Genomic DNA, 15,996 nt, shown 5'->3' on the forward strand with positions numbered 1-15,996 from the left:
AGCGCTATGCGAAACGCGAAATTCATGAAACTTCCTGCTTTATTCGCCAAACCGACGGGCGCCTACCTAAACGCCTGGCAATCCGACGAGTATGACAGGCTCCCCTGTTAATCGGCCGTGCTGCACACAATTGTTACTGAGTAGATAAGGTACGCCGCAACCGACCCGCGAAGCCGTCCCGTGAGCGCCGGCAAACAACACCGCCGAGCGTCACGCCAGCGCGGCGCTCGCCACCGAACGTCACGCCAGCGCAGCGCTCACGCGGACGCGGTGACCGGGTACTGGGCAACCGTCTTCTTGACCACCGAGTCGACCTCTTCGGTCAGCAGGAAGCGCTGTGCCACAAGGGTTTCGGCTGCGTTTTGCACCGCTGCGGCGTAGTCGGCGACGGTCGGGTAGCGGTCGGCGACCGACGGGCGGCCCGGCGGGAAGGGCAGCTTGCTGCCGATGCGCTCGTACATGACATCGGGCAGTTCCTCGACGAACCGGCGGGCGTTCCAGCCGGTGTAGGTGGCCAGCGGTGCCGCGACGGCGGGAAGCCGGATCCCGGCCACCTCGTTGCCGTCCGCGTCGACCGCCGAAACCAGGTCGACATGGGCGCCGCCGAACTCTCCGGAGCGCGCGAACGGCAACCACGCCGGCGCCGGGGTCTTTGCGTAGCCGAAAGCGGACAGCACCTCCTTGCGGGAGACGGCGGTGCCCTCGCTGGTCCGGGGCACCCGGCTGGCGGGGGGCTCGATGCCCTCGACGACCCAGTTCTCCACCGCGATCAGCAGTGCCCGGGTGACCGGCGTGACGTCGAGGTGGTGGACCGGGTTGGCGGCGGGCAGCGCGTCCTTCATCTTGCTGCTGCCGAAGTGGTCGGTCCCGGCCAGCAGGTAGGTGCGGACGTCGGGGTCCTCGGGCAGGTCCTGGCCGGTGTCGGGGTCGACGTGGACCAGCGCGCCGTCGCCCTGCCAGTACTCGGTGGCGCTGTTGGTGAAGATCGTCTTGGGCACGCCGCCGAGTTCGCGCTGGCGGGCGAGCAGGTCGGCGTTGCCGAACCGGCCGCTGCTGGCCGAGGCGCTGCCGCCCGGGGTCGATGGCTGCGCGTACCGCTGGTTGAACTGACCCCGGTTGGCGCTGGCGAAGTCGCTGAAGATGCCGTCGAAGACCGGCATGCCGGCCTCGTCGACGTTGAGGCCGTCGGACAGGAACTGGCGCAGCAACCGACCGGCCTGGGAGACCCCGTAGGCGAAGGTGTGGTCGATGCCGCCGGAAAGCTTGTGGTCCGAGCGCAGGTGGGAGACCAGGTCGCGGATCGCCAACAGCCCGGCGCCGGCGATGGGGGTCAGCGCCGTCCGGTACACCAGTTCGTACCAGTGGAACGGCTGGAATCCGCCGTCCAGAGCGACGTGCGTCTCGTCGGTGAACCGCCAGGTGTCCCGCGGGACGACGGTGGGCTCGGTGTCGGGCGCGGTGCGCACGGTCAGCACGGCTTGCTGGTCGTTGACGTCGACGGTCGGGTAGTCGGTGAACTTGAACAGCACGTCCGCACCCGGGATCGACTCGAACTCGGGTGCGGTGAAGCTCAGCGGGTGCACGTCCTTGGCGCTGTCCGAGCGCCATTCCAGGCGGATGAAGCCGGGCTCCACCTTGTCCGCCGCGGCCTGCGGCGCGGTGAGGCCAAGGATGGCCGGCCCGCGCTGCACGTCCCACTGCCAGCCGCACGAGGCGATGGTCCAGCCGCGGTTGAGCAGGAAGCCGCCCTTGAGCCAGGGCGCGTTGGTGGGCACGCCGCGGTTGGGCACGACGAACAGCAGCTTGCCGTTGCCGCCGTCGACCGGACGGGTCAGGCGCAGGTCGGCGTCGAAGCGGACCAGGCCGTCGTCGTCGCGGGGTGCGAGCTCGAGGTCGGCGATGCTTTGGTTCGCCAGGTGTGTCGGGTCCACGGCGAAGGTGACGGTCGCTTCCACGTTCTCGTACCGGCTGTCGGCGTGCGGGTAGACGTTGGTGACGTGCACTGCTTCGACGGTCATTTGGTGGTTCCCCCTGTGCTGGCCTGTGGGTCGCGCTGTCGTTCTGGCTTGACACAGAGATTTCTGCACCGTCCTTGCAGAGTTCTTGCGGACTTCTCAAAGCCTCTGGCCTGGGGCTTCCCGCCAGCCAGGCGGCAGGAAGGCGTCAAGGAAGGGGCAAGGATTCCGCGAGAACCCCTTGAGACTTCAGTGATGACCGACGAAGGGGGGACGATGCGAGTCACGGACGAGGTTGCCGTCAAGCGGGTGGTGTTCAGCCGCAGACTCATCGAGTTTCACGGCATCGACACCCTCGCCCGCCTCGCGTATCGCGCCGCCATGCAGGTGCTGCGATCATGGCCGGGTCGCATCACCGTGGTCACGACCGTGGTCGCTGGGATCGCCTCCTTGAGCCTCGGCCGTCCCGCAGGGCCCGCAATCAGCCACCGGACCTGGGTCGATTTCGCCATCGGGCTGGTGCTGGGCTACGCCCTCGCCGCGTCGCAGTAGCTGGCCCACGCGGTGACCCTGGTGCACCACGGGCGCACACCGCGCCGAACGGGTTGCGGCATCTTCCGCGGGGCGCTGCGCCGGGCACGGATCATCAACTTGCTGGCCGGGATGGCGCTCTTCCTCGTGGTGTGCTCCCGCTGCTGCTCTTCGCCCACGTGGCACGGCGGCGCTGCTCACCGGCCGGGTCGTGTCGGGGTTCCATCCCGCGGTAGCGCGTCGTGCTCAGAAACGCGTCGCCCGTGTCCGGTCAGACTTAGCCGACGCCACACCGTTCCGCACGGGCGTCGAAGCGACTGCCGCCTGGGTCGACTCTCCGCAAGACCAACGATCCTTCGGTTCTGGCTTCCTTCTCCCGCAAGAACTCCGGTGGTGGTACTACCCCAACGGTTTGAGCGTGTACATGCAGGCTTTGAGCCAGTTCGCCGGAGACGCCCAACAGGCCACCCCCGTGATAAACGCAGCGGGGCTACCCACTGCGGACTCGTTCCGGCACATGCTCACGAACAGGAACTAGCGGTCGAAAATGTGTGTCAGTTCTTCACGTTTCTTGTCCATCTGGTTCTCGATGTAAAAGCCATTTGCGAGAGCAAGGACCAAGACCAGGGCAGCCAAGACGCGGACCCACTTCGCAGCCCCTAGAAAGAATGCAACTGCCGTGCCCACTCCTACGACAGCAACTCCCGTCCAGACGGGACCCGAACCGGTCAAGAGGCTCACTGATTGCATCGACATCACGAGACCAACGACGACAAGCACACACACCCCGATCGCAACCGCGGTTTCCTTACGGTTGCCGGAGTTCTCTGCCGGGGCAGGTACGGTCCACGCGGTGCCGTCCCAGTAGATCTGTTTCTTCGGGTCCGAGGGGTCGGGGTACCACCCCGGCGGGGTTTGCGGTGCACTCATTTCTGCTCCCTGTCACGACACACTTAGCAACCTAGACCCACTGTCAACAAATCAGCTTCGAGTCCCCCGTCCATGCAGCGACAAGAAGCCAGAGAAAGCCGTACGGGCGTCGAAGCGACTGCTGTCAGGTTCGACTCGCTTGGTCGGGCATGATCGACCGGTGTTCCGGTTGCTCTTCTACTCCCCCCGTATCGCGCCGAACACGGGCAACGCCATCCGGACGGCGGCGGCAACCGGTTGCGAGCTGCATCTGGTCGAGCCGCTCGGCTTCGACCTGTCCGAACCGAAGCTGCGCCGGGCGGGCCTGGACTACCACGACCTGGCCTCGGTGACCGTCCATGCGTCGCTTTCGGCCGCGTGGGCGGCGCTGATGCCGGCACGGGTGTTCGCCTTTACGACATCGGCGGGCAGTCGATTCTCCGACGTGCATTACCAAGCCGGCGACGTGCTGATGTTCGGGCCCGAACCCACCGGTCTGGACGAGGCGACCCTGGCCGACGAGCACATCACCACCCAGGTGCGCATTCCCATGCTGGCCGGTCGGCGCTCACTGAACCTGTCGAACGCCGCCGCCGTCGCGGTTTACGAGGCCTGGCGACAGCACGCGTACTCAGGCGCGATCTGACCTGCGGCTAGGACATGCTCCGACTGTCGATGTAGTGGGGAAAGACCATCTCCCACATCAGCAGGCAGGCCAGGAACCACGCCATCGGCGTGTCGAGCTGGACCGAACCCAGCGACGAGACGATCGGCCGGCCGCGCCCGCTGAACGCCTTGGCATCCGCGTACACCCACACCGCGGTGGCGACAATGATGCCCACCAACACCAGAACTGACATCACGAGACCGTGCGCAGGGCTGCCCACCGGGGCCGAAAAGTGCATTGACAACCTCACTTACCACTCATTACGAGGGGCCGCTACCAGCTCACCAGCCGCAGAGCGGAGCTGCTGCCCCATAACGCAGCGCTGCGTTTGGCAGACATATAACCAGAGAGCAGCGGTCAGCGCGCCCTACTGGCGAAACTGGACTACTACCAGCCGCTACCAGCTGTTCCAATGCGTGAGGTCCGCGGCGGGCAGCCGCTTGGCGGGCCGGAAGTCGGTGCCCTTGGTGTAGGCGATCGGGAAGAGGCCCGCCTGGGCGTATTGCTCGTACGGAATGCCGAGTACGTCGGCCACTTTGCGTTCGCCGTCGTTGAGGAGGTGCAGCGTGGTCCAGCAGGATCCCAGCCCGCGGGATCGCAGTGCCAAACAAAAGCTCCACACCGCCGGGAACAGCGAAGCCCAGAACGAGACGCCACCCAACGGCGACTCCTCCGGCCGTCCTTTCAGGCAGGGAACGAGCAGGACGGGCACCTCGTGCATGCGCTCGGCGAGGTAGCGTGCCGAGTCGCGGACCCGTCCCATCTGTGCGTTGCGCGGGTCGCCCTCGGGATACTCGGGTGCGGGTGTACCGAGGTAGGGCAGGGCGTTTCCCCGATAGACGTCGGCGATCGCCTGCTTCTTGTCGCGGTCTTCGACGAACACCCACTGCCAGCCCTGGGAGTTGGAACCGGTGGGCGCCTGCAGCGCCAGCTCGAGGCATTCCAGCAACACCTCGCGCGGCACCGGCTTGTCGAAGTCGAGGCGCTTGCGCACCGAACGCGTGGTGGTCAGGACTTCGTCGACGGACAGGTTGAGGGTCATACGTGGAGGCTACCGGGATGGCCTTCCCGCTCAGCCGGGGGCAAAATCCCGCCCGCTTAGTCGTGGTCGGTCGAGAGCGAGACCGCCCGCCAGGCGTCGATCTCGGCTTGCAGTTGCTGGATCTTGTTCTCGACGGCCGCGACGCAGTCGCTGCCCAACAGCAGGTGCACCGGGGGCTCCGCCACCGCGGCGATGTCGACGATCGCGGCCGCGGCCTTCACCGGATCGCCGGGCTGCTCGTGATTGAGTTCGGCGGCGCGAGTACGCACCGCGCCCGCGGTCGATTCGTAGTCGGCGATGATGGTTTCCTCGGTTCCGAGGCTGGACCCGTCGAGGAAGTCGGTGCGGAAGTAGCCCGGTTCCACGATCGTGACCCAAATGCCAAGTGGCTTAACCTCTTTGGCCAGCGCTTCGCTGAAACCTTCCACCGCGAACTTGGTGGAGCAGTACACGCCCCACCCGGGTGAGCCGAGCAGTCCGCCGATCGAGCTGATGTTGATGATGTGCCCGGAACGTTGGCGACGCATCACCGGCAGCACCGCCCGCTGCATGGTGAGCGTGCCGAACACGTTGACCTCGTAGACGGCACGGGCCGAGACGTCGGACGATTCTTCGACGGCTCCGAGCAGGCCGCGCCCGGCGTTGTTCACCAGTACGTCGACCCGTCCGAACTTCTCGACCGCGGACTCGACCGCTTCGGCGGCCTGTTCGCCGTTGGTGACGTCGAGGTCGACGGTCAGCAGGTTGTCCCCCGCGTCGGGAAGCTGCTCGCGGATTTGGTTTGCGCGTCGCGCGGTGGCGACGACCTTGTCTCCCTGGCTCAAGATCTTGCGTGCGATCTCGAGCCCGAACCCCCGTGATGCTCCGGTGAGGAACCAGACTTTGGCGTCGTCGCGTTGGGGCAAGATGTCCGTCCTCTCGGGCCGAAGGCAGCGTGGCAACAAGCGTGTCCAACTATGCTCCCGCGGGAGCCGACGCGCTTGTCGGGCGACGTTTTCGAACCGCTATGACACGGGTTGCGGGCCGCTCATCGCCTGGCCCGATGGCGCCGCACGATGGCCTTTTCGACCTCCACTGCTACGAAGACCAACGCACCCACCCCCGCGGCTTTGATCCACTCCACGTAGCCCAACGGGGTGGACCCGAAGAAGGCGTTCATGGCCGGGGCGTAGGTGAACGCGAGCTGCAACGCCACACAGGCCACCACGGTAAGCAGGGCAATTCGGTTGCCGAACAAGCCGATTCGGTTGAGCACCGGGGCCATCAGGAACCGATTGTTCAGCAAGTAGAACATCTCCGCGACCACGATTGCGTTGACCGCCATGGTCCGCGCCATCTCTACGCTGGTGCCCAACCGGAGCTCCAGCAGAAACATGCTCAAGGCGCCGCCGGCCATCAGCACCGAGACCAGAACCACCCGCCACACGAAGTATCGCGACAGCAGACTTTCGTTGCGCGGCCGTGGCTTTCGGTCCATCACATCGGACTCGGGCGGCTCGAAGGCAAGGGCCAACCCGAGTGTCGCGGAGGTGACGAGGTTGATCCAAAGCACCTGCGCGGGCGTCAACGGCAGGGTGAGTTGAAAGAGGATCGCGGCGATAACAACAAGCGCCTCACCACCATTGGTGGGCAACATGAACAGGATGAACTTGCGGATGTTGTCATAGACCGTCCGCCCCTCGGCGACGGCCGCGGCGATCGTGGCGAAGTTGTCGTCGGCGAGCACCATGTCCGACGCTTCTTTGGCGGCCTCGGTGCCATTGGTGCCCATGGCGACGCCGACGTCGGCCTTCTTCAACGCGGGCGCGTCGTTGACACCGTCGCCGGTCATGGCGACCACTTCGCCCTCGGCCTGCAATGCCCGAACCAAACGCAGCTTGTGTTCCGGGCTGACCCGGGCGAACACGTCGCAGTCACGGGCCACGGCCTGCAATTCGGCGTCGTTCATCGTGGCGATCTCGGTACCGGTGACGGCCGGTGAGTCACCGCTCATACCGAGCTGGTTGCCGATCTCGCGGGCGGTGCCGGCATGGTCACCGGTGATCATCTTGACCCGAATTCCGGCGCGGTGACATTCGCGAACGGCCGCGATCGCCTCGGGGCGTAGCGGGTCGATGATTCCGACCAGACCCAGCAGGGTGAAGCCGCCGTCGAGATCCTCGAACTCCAATGTCTCCGGAGTCCTCGGCATGCCGTGCCGCTCGGCGATCGCCAGGACCCGCAAGCCTCGTGCCGCGGTCTCGGCGGCCACCCGGTGCCAATACTCCGTGTCGATGGGGCTGTCGCCGTGCTGGTCGCGCTGGACCACGCAGAGATCGAGGACGCGTTCGGGCGCGCCCTTCACCAATATCAGCGGGCGACCATGGGGATCGGCGTGCAGCGTGCCCATCATGCGACGCTCGGATTCGAAGGGCACCGTGCTGACCCGCGGGAATTCGGCTTCGGTGGCGCGGTAGGGCATTCCCACCTTGATGCCCAACACCAGCAGCGCCGCTTCGGTCGGGTCCCCCACGACGGTCCAGGCGCCGTCCTCGTGTCGCAGCGTGGAGTCGTTGCACAGCACCCCGGCACGGATGGTGTCGATCAACGCCGGGTAGTCCGCCGGGTTGATCACCTGCCCGTCCAGCGCCAGCTCACCCTTGGGCGTATATCCCGCTCCCTCGACATCGAAGGTCTGCCCCGCACAGATGACGTGCTGTGCGGTCATTTCGTTGGTGGTGAGCGTTCCGGTCTTGTCCGAACAGATGACGGTCACCGACCCGAGCGCCTCGACCGCCGGTAGGCGACGGATGATCGCGCGTCGACGCGACATTCGCTGTACACCGATCGCCAACGTCACGGTGATGATCGCCGGCAGCCCCTCGGGGATGGCCGACGCCGCGAGCGCCACCGTCATGGTGAACATCTCTTTGACGCTGTGCCCGTGCCACAGCACGCCGAACGCGTAGACGCCCAGGCTGAACAGCAGAATGACCAGCGCGAGCACGCGGCCGAAGTGGCTGATCTGACGCAGCAGTGGGGTGCTCGACGTCGAGATCTTCTTCAGCATCTGGTCGATCTGACCGATCTCGCTGGCGCTGCCGGTGGCGACCACGATTCCGACGGCCTGACCGTGCAGCACCATCGTGCCCGAGTAGGCCATGCCGAACCGGTCCCCGATGGTCGCGTCGACGGGCGCGGCCTCGGTGGACTTGTCCACCGGCAGGGACTCGCCGGTCAGGGCCGCCTCATCGACCTGCAGTTCGTCCACGGAGATCAGCCGCAGATCGGCTGGTACCCGGTCACCGGGCACCAGCTTGACGATGTCCCCGGGGACCAGTTCGGCGGCCTCGATGTCCTTGTCCCGGCCGGCACGCACGACCGTCGCGTGCGGGGAGAGCATCGCCCGGATCGCGTTCATCGCCGCCTCCGCCTTGCCCTCCTGAATGAAGGCGACGATGGCGTTGATGACAACCGCGGCGAACAGCACCGCGGTGTCCACCCAGTGCTGCAGCAGCGCGGTGATCACGGCGGCGCCCGACATGACGTACAGCAACACGTTGTGGAACTGACGGAGGAAGCGGACCAGCACGTTCTGTGACTTCGCCCGGACAAGCTGGTTCAGGCCGTACTGTGCCCGGCGCCGCAGGGCCTCATCCTCGGTCAGGCCGTCTTCACTCGAATCAAGGCGTTCCAGCACCTCCGCCGGGGTCATGGCGTGCCAGGCCACGACGTCTGCCTCGGGGTTGCGCGGCTGAGCCGCTGTGGTGAGGAACGCGCTCACAAGCGGCACCCTTTCCGGGCCCTGCCGGGCCGAGTTCAAAGCTGTCGATTTACTGGCTGCTGTTAAGTCTCGGACACCCTTTTCGGGGCCGGCGACCCTCATGGACAGGACCCGTCAAACCCTGTCAAACGCAGCACATGCTGCATAAATTGTACCGTTGGGCCGCCTTCTCCTTCCGCGAGCGCGCGCGTTTGTACGGCGACACGCCGTCGCGGCTGGCATTTTGCGCGCGCTCGCGCCCAGGACTGGCGGAGGTCCCGCGAGCTAGCGGAAGTCCCGCGATTTCGAGCCCACGGCGAGGCTGATGCGCCCCAGCCGCTCGGCCACCACGGTGATTGCGCCACTGGCGTTCTGGACCTGGCCACGGATCAACAGCGCCGCCGCCGTGTTCGCCAGCTTGCGGTGTCGCGCCCACACCCCCGGCGTACAGAGGACGTTGACCATCCCGGTTTCATCTTCGAGATTGATGAACGTCACCCCCTGGGCCGTCCCGGGACGCTGCCGGTGGGTCACCGCGCCGGCGACCAGCACCCGATCACCATCGGGCACCGATCCCAGCGCCGCGGCGGGCACCACCCCCATCGCGTCCAGATCCGCCCGCAGGAACTGCGTCGGATAACTGTCCGGGGAGATACCGGTCGCCCACACGTTGGCGGCAGCCAACTCCAATTCACTCATCCCGGGCAGTGCCGGAATATGCGATGACGAACCCACACCGGGCAGTCGATCCGGTCGTTGAGTGGCCGCGGCACCGGCCGCCCACAGCGCCTCCCGCCTCGACATGTCGAAGCAACCCAGCGCCCCGGCCGTCGCCAACGCTTCGGTCTGCGGCACGGTCAACTGCAATCGCGATGTCAAGTCCAACAGAGAAATGAACGGGCCGTTGGCTTCTCGTTCTTCGACCAACTTCTCGGCAAGGTCATCCCCGATAAAACGGACCGCGCCCAGCCCGAGTCGCACCTCGGTTCCCGCGTTCTCCAGCGTCGCGTGCGCCAGGCTGGCGTTGACGTCGGGCCCGTGTACCAGCACGCCGTGCCGGCGCGCGTCGGCCACCAGCGATTGCGGTGAATAGAACCCCATCGGCTGGGCACGCAGCAGCGCGGCACAGAAGGCCGCCGGGTGGTGCAGTTTGAACCACGACGAGTAGAACACCAAGGACGCGAAGGACAGCGCGTGGCTTTCCGGGAAGCCGAAATTGGCGAACGCTTCCAGCTTTTCGTAGATCCGGTCGATGGTGTCCTCGTCGGCGCCGTGCAGTGTGCGCATGCCCTCGTAGAACCGGCCGCGTAGCCGGCGCATGCGCTCGGTGGAGCGCTTTGACCCCATGGCGCGCCGCAACTGGTCGGCCTCGGCGGCGGTAAAGCCGGCGCAGTCGACGGCAAGCTGCATCAGCTGTTCCTGAAACAGCGGTACGCCCAGGGTCTTTCGCAACGCCGATTCCATCGACGGGTGCTCGTAGGTGACCGGGTCAATGCCGTTGCGCCGCCGGATGTACGGGTGCACCGACCCGCCCTGGATGGGGCCGGGACGGATCAACGCAACCTCCACCACCAGGTCGTAGAACACCCGTGGCCGCAGCCTTGGCAGGGTGGCCATCTGAGCTCGTGACTCAACCTGGAACACACCGACGGAGTCGGCGCGGGACAGCATCTCGTACACCGCGGGCTCGGAGAGGTCCAGCCGGGCGAAGTCCACCTCGATGCCCTTGTGCTCGGCGACCAGGTCTCGGGCGTAGTGCAGCGCCGAGAGCATGCCCAGCCCGAGCAAATCGAATTTCACCAAACCTATTGCCGCACAGTCGTCCTTGTCCCATTGCAGCACGCTGCGGTTTTCCATGCGGGCCCACTCCACCGGGCACACGTCGGCGATAGGGCGGTCACAGATCACCATGCCACCGGAATGAATGCCCATGTGTCGCGGCAGGTTCCGGATCTGGTTGGCCAGGTCGATCACCTGCTCGGGGATGCCCTCGACGTCGGGAGAATCGACCCTGCCGCTCCAGTGGCTGATCTGCTTGCTCCAGGCGTCCTGCTGCCCCTGGGAGAAACCCAGGGCGCGGGCCATGTCACGCACGGCGCTGCGCCCCCGGTATGTGATGACATTGGCGACCTGGGCGGCATAGTCGCGGCCGTATTTGTCGTAGATGTACTGGATGACCTTCTCGCGTTGATCCGACTCGATGTCGATGTCGATGTCGGGCGGCCCGTCGCGGACCGGTGACAAGAAGCGCTCGAACAGCAACTCGTTGGCAATCGGGTCCACGGCGGTGACCCCGAGGGCAAAACACACCGCGGAATTTGCCGCCGACCCCCTGCCCTGACACAAGATGTCGTTGCGCCGGCAGAATTGGGTGATGTCGTGCACCACCAGGAAATAGCCGGGAAAGCCCAGCTGGGCAATCACTTTCAGCTCGTGCTCGATCTGGGCGTAAGCGCGCGGCGCCCGCTCCGGCGGACCGTAGCGGTCGTCGGCACCCGCCATGACCAACACCCGCAACCAGCTGTCCTCGGTGTGCCCGTCGGGCACGTCGAACGGCGGCAGCTGCGGTGCGATCAGCGCCAACCCGAAGGCGCACTGCTCGCCGAGTTCGGCCGCCGCGGTCACCACCTCGGGCCACTGCGCGAACAACCTGGCCATCTCCTCACCCGACCGCAGGTGGGCGCCACCCAGCGGAGCCAGCCATCCGGCGGCGGCGTCCAGGGACTGCCGGGCCCGGATTGCGCCCATCGCCATGGCCAGCCGCCCGCGGGACGGATGGGCGAAGTGCGCTGCGGTGGTGGCGACGACGCCGACCCCGAATCGCGGTGCCAGCGCGGCCAGTGCCGCGTTGTGTTCGTCGTCGAGCGGCTGACCATGACGGGTCAACTCAATGCTGACCCGCTCGGCGCCGAACCGGTCTACCAGGTCGGCCAGCGCCCGTTCGGCCGCTTCCGGTCCTGCTTGGTAAAGGGCCTGGCGCACATGGCCTTTCCGACAACCCGTCAGGATGTGCCAGTGCCCGCCGGCCGCTTCGGTGAGTGCGTCGTAGTCGTAGCACAGCTTGCCTTTCTCGCCGCCGGCCAGATGCGCCGCGGCCAGTTGCCGGGACAACCGCCGGTACCCTTCCGGGCCACGGGCCAGCACCAGCAGGTGCGGACCGGGCGGGTCCGGTTGCTCGGTGCGGGGCTCCGATGCGGACGAGGCAGACAGCGACAGCTCTGCCCCAAAGACGGTCCGTACGTCGAGCTCGGCGGCCGCCTCGGCGAACCGGACCGCCCCGTACAAACCGTTGTGGTCGGTCAGCGCCAGTGCGCGCAGATCAAGCCGCGCCGCTTCTTCGACCAACTCCTCGGGCGTGCTGGCCCCGTCGAGGAAGCTATATGCCGAATGCGCGTGCAGCTCGGCATAGGCGACGGAGGAGCGGACCCGATCCTTTGCCGCCGGCCGGTACGCCCCGCGCTTGTGCGACACCGGGGCATCATCGGCGGGCACCGCCGGGGCCGGCGCACCCGCGTGACGCGGTTTGCCGTCCAGCACGCGCTCCATTTCGGCCCAACTCGGCGGACCGTTGCCCCAGCCCATGCGCAACAGTCTATCGAAAGTTTGTTCGATAGCGGGCTCTGGTCGCGCTTGTACCATGGTGTTAAACCATGGCTGAGCAATTGTGAGCGGGGCACAAGCCGAGGGTCTATCGCCGCTGTTAAACATGACTTTATCGGCAAAACATGTTGTTAACCTTGCGGGTCTACCGTCGCGACCGTTCGCAACAGATACTGGTACACGTTGAGAAAACAGCACTTGGGGGGTAATTGTGGGACAACTGACGAGCTTGGATACGACCTTTTTCAGAGCCTCGGAGCCGGACCAAGACGCCAGCATGTCAATCGGAGCGGTCGCCATCATGGACGGCCCCCTTCCCCACTTTGATCAGTTCAAAAGCTTTCTTGCGCAACGGATTCAGGACGTGCCGCGCTGCATGCAGGTGCTCCGCACCGGCTGGACGGCGGATCCGGAATTCGACCTCACCCAGCACATCCAGCGGGTGGCGCTACCCCAACCGGGGGACGACGGCGAACTGTTCCAGGTGATCGCGCACGCCTTGGAGCGCCCCGTCGCGCTGAACCGCCCGCCGTGGGAGTGCTGGATCATCGAAGGCCTTCAAGACGATCGGTGGGCGATCTTGATGAAGATCCACCACTGCATGGCCGACGAGATTTCTCCGGCCCACCTGCTCACCCGACTCTGCGATGACGCCGACACCGACGCCGACATGTTCGCTACTGACGTTGCCGTCAAATCGGGGTCACCCTCGCAGCCGCCGCCGCGCAGCTGGGCCGAGACCGTCGTCAGCGCGTACGCCACCGTATTCAAGACCGCGGCGCGCGTGCTGTCCTGGCCCGCGATCTGGATGTCGCCGGCCGAGTCGGTGGCCACCAGACGCCGGTACGGCACGGTGCGGGTTCCCCGCGCCGACGTCGAAGCCGTGAGCCGCAAGTTCGGCGTGACCGCCAATGATGTTGCGTTGGCCGTGATCACCGAAGGTTTCCGGTCGGTCCTACTCGAACGCGGCGAAGAGCCGCGTGCGGATTCACTGCGCACCGTCGCCAAGGCCGACGATCGCATCTCGGCGCTGCTGCCCTACCTCCCCGTCGAGCACGACGACCCGGTCGCACAACTTCGGGCCGTACACGGCCGGTTGAGCCAGCATGCACAACGTCCGGCCACCAACGGCTTCGACACGCCATTCATCCTGGCCGCCAAAGCATTTCAAACCCTTACCCGGCTACCCCAGCGCTTCGTCACGCTGGCGACCAACGTAGCGGGTCCGCGGCGTCGGTTGCAGCTGATGGGCCAACGCGTCGACCAGTTGCTGCCCATCCCGCCCACCGCTCAGCAACTGAGCACCGGGGTCGCCGCCCTGAGCTACGGCGACGAGTTGGTGTTCGGCATCACCGCCGAGTACGAGGCCGGGTCCGACATGGAGCAGTTGATCGCCGGCATCGAACGAGGGATGGCCCGGCTGGTGGCGCTGAGTCAGGACTCCGTCCTGCTGTTCACCAAGAACCGCCGCAAGCGCACCGTCCACCCGTCGCGGGGACGCGTTTCCGCGCACCCCGCCCTAGCGCGCCGCTGACCCACCCCAACCACGTTGACCACCGTGAGAAGGTGGGGCGTGCACAAGTTGGAGCCAGTCACCATCGACCCGCGTCGCCACGACGCCGTGCTGTTCGACACCTCGTTACCCAGTAAGGAAGCGCTGCTCCGGCAGTTGCGGGACGTCGGCGTCGGCACCGCCGCGTTTTCCGACGAGAACCCGGTGGTCGAGGCAGCCGAACGCCTTACCGTGCGTGCGGGTCGATGCGCGGTGGTGGCGGTTGATGCGGCGGGCGTCAAGGCGGCGCGGGACGGTGGTTTCGCGTTGGTGATCGGTGTCGACGTCGGCGGGCAGGACGATTCATTGCGTCAAGCCGGCGCCGATGCCGTTCTCACCGACCTGAACGAAATCCTGGTGCGATCCGGGGATCGCCGCATGTCCGAGCTGCCCGACGCGTTGCAGGCTCTCGGTCTGGCCGACGGCTTGAGCACCCAGTCGCCCGCGGTGTTCTTCGACTTCGACGGCACCCTGTCCGACATCGTCGACGATCCCGACGCGGCCGTACCCGCCCCAGGCGCCGCTGAGGCGTTGCAGCAGTTGGCCGCCCAGTGCCCGGTCGCAGTGCTCAGCGGTCGCGATCTTGCCGATGTGTCGCGCCGGGTGGGCTTGCCGGGCATTTGGTATGCGGGCAGCCATGGGTTCGAGCTGACCGCACCCGACGGCACGCACCACCAGAACGACGCGGCGGCGCAGGCCATCCCGATACTCGAGCAGGCCGCCGCCGAGCTGCGTGATCAGCTCCGGACGATCCCGGGTGTCGTGGTGGAACACAAGCGATTTGGCGTGGCTGTGCACTATCGCAACGCGGCGCGCGACCGGATCGGCGAGGTTTCCGCCGCGGTGCGTGCCGCCGGTCGGCGGGACGAGTTGCGGGTGACGACGGGCCGCGAAGTCATCGAGTTGCGCCCTGATGTCGACTGGGACAAGGGAAAGACGTTGCGCTGGGTGATCGATCAGATGCAGCAGGATGGATCCGGTGCGCTCACACCGATCTATCTCGGCGACGACATCACCGACGAAGACGCGTTCGACGCGGTACGTGCCGACGGCATCCCAATTGTGGTGCGGCACAATGACGATGGCGATCGCGCCACCGCTGCTTTGTTCGCCTTGGACAGTCCCGCCGACGTCGGCGAATTCGTTGCCCGGTTGGCACGGCAATTATCTGACTCAACCGCTAATTAGTCCGGTGACGAAAAGACGTTATCCATTGGTGGAACAGCGGTAGGCTCCCGTCCGTCGAAGGAGTCCGCGCATGTCGTTTTCATTTGTAAATCCGTGGGCAATTACAACTGCGGCGAATGATTTGGCTGGTGTCAAAGCCACCATCGAGGCCGCGAACGCGGCGGCGGTGGCTCCGACGGTCCAACTTGCCGCGGCCGCCGCCGATGAGGTGTCGGTTGCCATTTCGGCGCTGTTCAGCCAGCACGGCGCGGCCTTTCAGGCCGCCAGCACACAGGCGGCGGCGTTCCATGCCCAGTTTGTGCAGACATTGACCGGTGCCGGTAATTCGTATGCCTTGGCGGAGTCGTTCAACGCGGGGCCGTTGCAGCCGGTGCTGGACCTCGTCAATACCCCGACCCAGTTGTTGCTGGGCCGCCCGCTGATCGGTGATGGCGCCGACGGGACGGCGGCCCGTCCGAACGGCGGCGCTGGTGGGTTGTTGTACGGCAACGGCGGCAACGGCTTTTCCCAGACCACGGCCGGGGCGGCCGGCGGTGCCGGTGGGTCTGCGGGGTTGATCGGCAACGGCGGGGCCGGCGGCAGCGGCGGCGCGGGCGCAGTCGGTGGGGCCGGCGGCAACGGCGGATGGCTGTACGGCAACGGCGGGATCGGCGGGGCGGGTGGAACGGCCACCGCCCTGGGTTCCAGCGGCGGGGCCGGCGGAGCCGGTGGCTCGGCTTGGCTGCTGGGTTCCGGCGGGGCGGGTGGTGCCGGCGCGAACGGCGCGAACGGCAACGGCGTCACTGCTGGTGGCGCCGGGGGTTCCGGGGG

General features: G+C 66.5%; 12 protein-coding genes. 5 read left to right on the forward strand and 7 right to left on the reverse strand.

Annotated features, from left to right (window positions below; all coding sequences use genetic code 11):
* Nucleotides 1-257: 257 nt before the first annotated feature.
* A complete protein-coding gene (locus BST27_RS15980) occupies nt 258-2,018 on the reverse strand; it encodes an alpha/beta hydrolase domain-containing protein (RefSeq protein ID WP_069422137.1) in 1,761 nt (586 codons plus the stop codon).
* 192 nt (nt 2,019-2,210) lie between these two features.
* Here BST27_RS15980 and BST27_RS15985 point away from each other — a divergent pair, with 192 nt between their 5' ends.
* On the forward strand, nt 2,211-2,507 hold the full coding sequence (locus BST27_RS15985; protein WP_069422138.1) for a hypothetical protein: 297 nt from the start codon (nt 2,211-2,213) through the stop codon (nt 2,505-2,507).
* A gap of 513 nt (nt 2,508-3,020) precedes the next feature.
* Here BST27_RS15985 and BST27_RS15990 read toward each other — a convergent pair.
* On the reverse strand, nt 3,021-3,416 hold the full coding sequence (locus BST27_RS15990) for a DUF2510 domain-containing protein (RefSeq protein ID WP_069422139.1): 396 nt from the start codon (nt 3,414-3,416) through the stop codon (nt 3,021-3,023).
* Between the two features lie 160 nt (nt 3,417-3,576).
* On the opposite strand from BST27_RS15990, the gene BST27_RS15995 reads away from it, so the two are divergent.
* Nucleotides 3,577-4,041, forward strand: a complete 465-nt coding sequence (locus tag BST27_RS15995) for a tRNA (cytidine(34)-2'-O)-methyltransferase (RefSeq protein WP_069422140.1) — start codon at nt 3,577-3,579, stop codon at nt 4,039-4,041.
* 7 nt (nt 4,042-4,048) lie between these two features.
* Here BST27_RS15995 and BST27_RS16000 read toward each other — a convergent pair whose 3' ends face one another.
* From BST27_RS16000 to BST27_RS16020, 5 genes are all read right to left on the reverse strand, one after another.
* Nucleotides 4,049-4,255 carry a hypothetical protein gene (locus BST27_RS16000; RefSeq protein WP_139805182.1) on the reverse strand — a complete coding sequence of 69 codons (207 nt, stop codon included), beginning with the start codon at nt 4,253-4,255 and terminating at the stop codon, nt 4,049-4,051.
* A 204-nt stretch (nt 4,256-4,459) separates the two neighbouring features.
* The gene (locus BST27_RS16005) at nt 4,460-5,104 is read right to left on the reverse strand and encodes a nitroreductase family protein (protein WP_069422142.1); all 645 of its coding nucleotides are present in this window, start codon (nt 5,102-5,104) and stop codon (nt 4,460-4,462) included.
* 56 nt (nt 5,105-5,160) lie between these two features.
* Entirely contained in the window at nt 5,161-6,009 is an 849-nt protein-coding gene (locus BST27_RS16010) for an oxidoreductase (RefSeq protein WP_069422143.1), read from the reverse strand.
* A gap of 122 nt (nt 6,010-6,131) precedes the next feature.
* Nucleotides 6,132-8,798 (reverse strand): cation-transporting P-type ATPase, encoded by a 2,667-nt coding sequence (locus BST27_RS16015; protein WP_069422147.1) that lies wholly within the window; start codon nt 8,796-8,798, stop codon nt 6,132-6,134.
* Between the two features lie 333 nt (nt 8,799-9,131).
* A complete protein-coding gene (locus BST27_RS16020) occupies nt 9,132-12,428 on the reverse strand; it encodes an error-prone DNA polymerase (RefSeq protein ID WP_069422144.1) in 3,297 nt (1,098 codons plus the stop codon).
* Nucleotides 12,429-12,657: 229 nt separating this feature from the next.
* Here BST27_RS16020 and BST27_RS16025 point away from each other — a divergent pair, with 229 nt between their 5' ends.
* The 3 genes from BST27_RS16025 to BST27_RS16035 form a co-directional block, all read left to right on the forward strand.
* Entirely contained in the window at nt 12,658-13,980 is a 1,323-nt protein-coding gene (locus BST27_RS16025; protein WP_079220281.1) for a wax ester/triacylglycerol synthase domain-containing protein, read from the forward strand.
* A gap of 39 nt (nt 13,981-14,019) precedes the next feature.
* Nucleotides 14,020-15,186, forward strand: coding sequence for a trehalose-phosphatase (otsB, locus tag BST27_RS16030; protein WP_069422145.1), 1,167 nt, complete (start codon nt 14,020-14,022; stop codon nt 15,184-15,186).
* A 70-nt stretch (nt 15,187-15,256) separates the two neighbouring features.
* Nucleotides 15,257-15,996, forward strand: a 740-nt coding sequence (locus BST27_RS16035) for a PE family protein (protein ID WP_139805183.1), incomplete at its 3' end; no start/stop codon positions are given.

Source organism: Mycobacterium intermedium, assembly GCF_002086275.1.
Classification (GTDB): Bacteria; Actinomycetota; Actinomycetes; order Mycobacteriales; family Mycobacteriaceae; genus Mycobacterium; species Mycobacterium intermedium.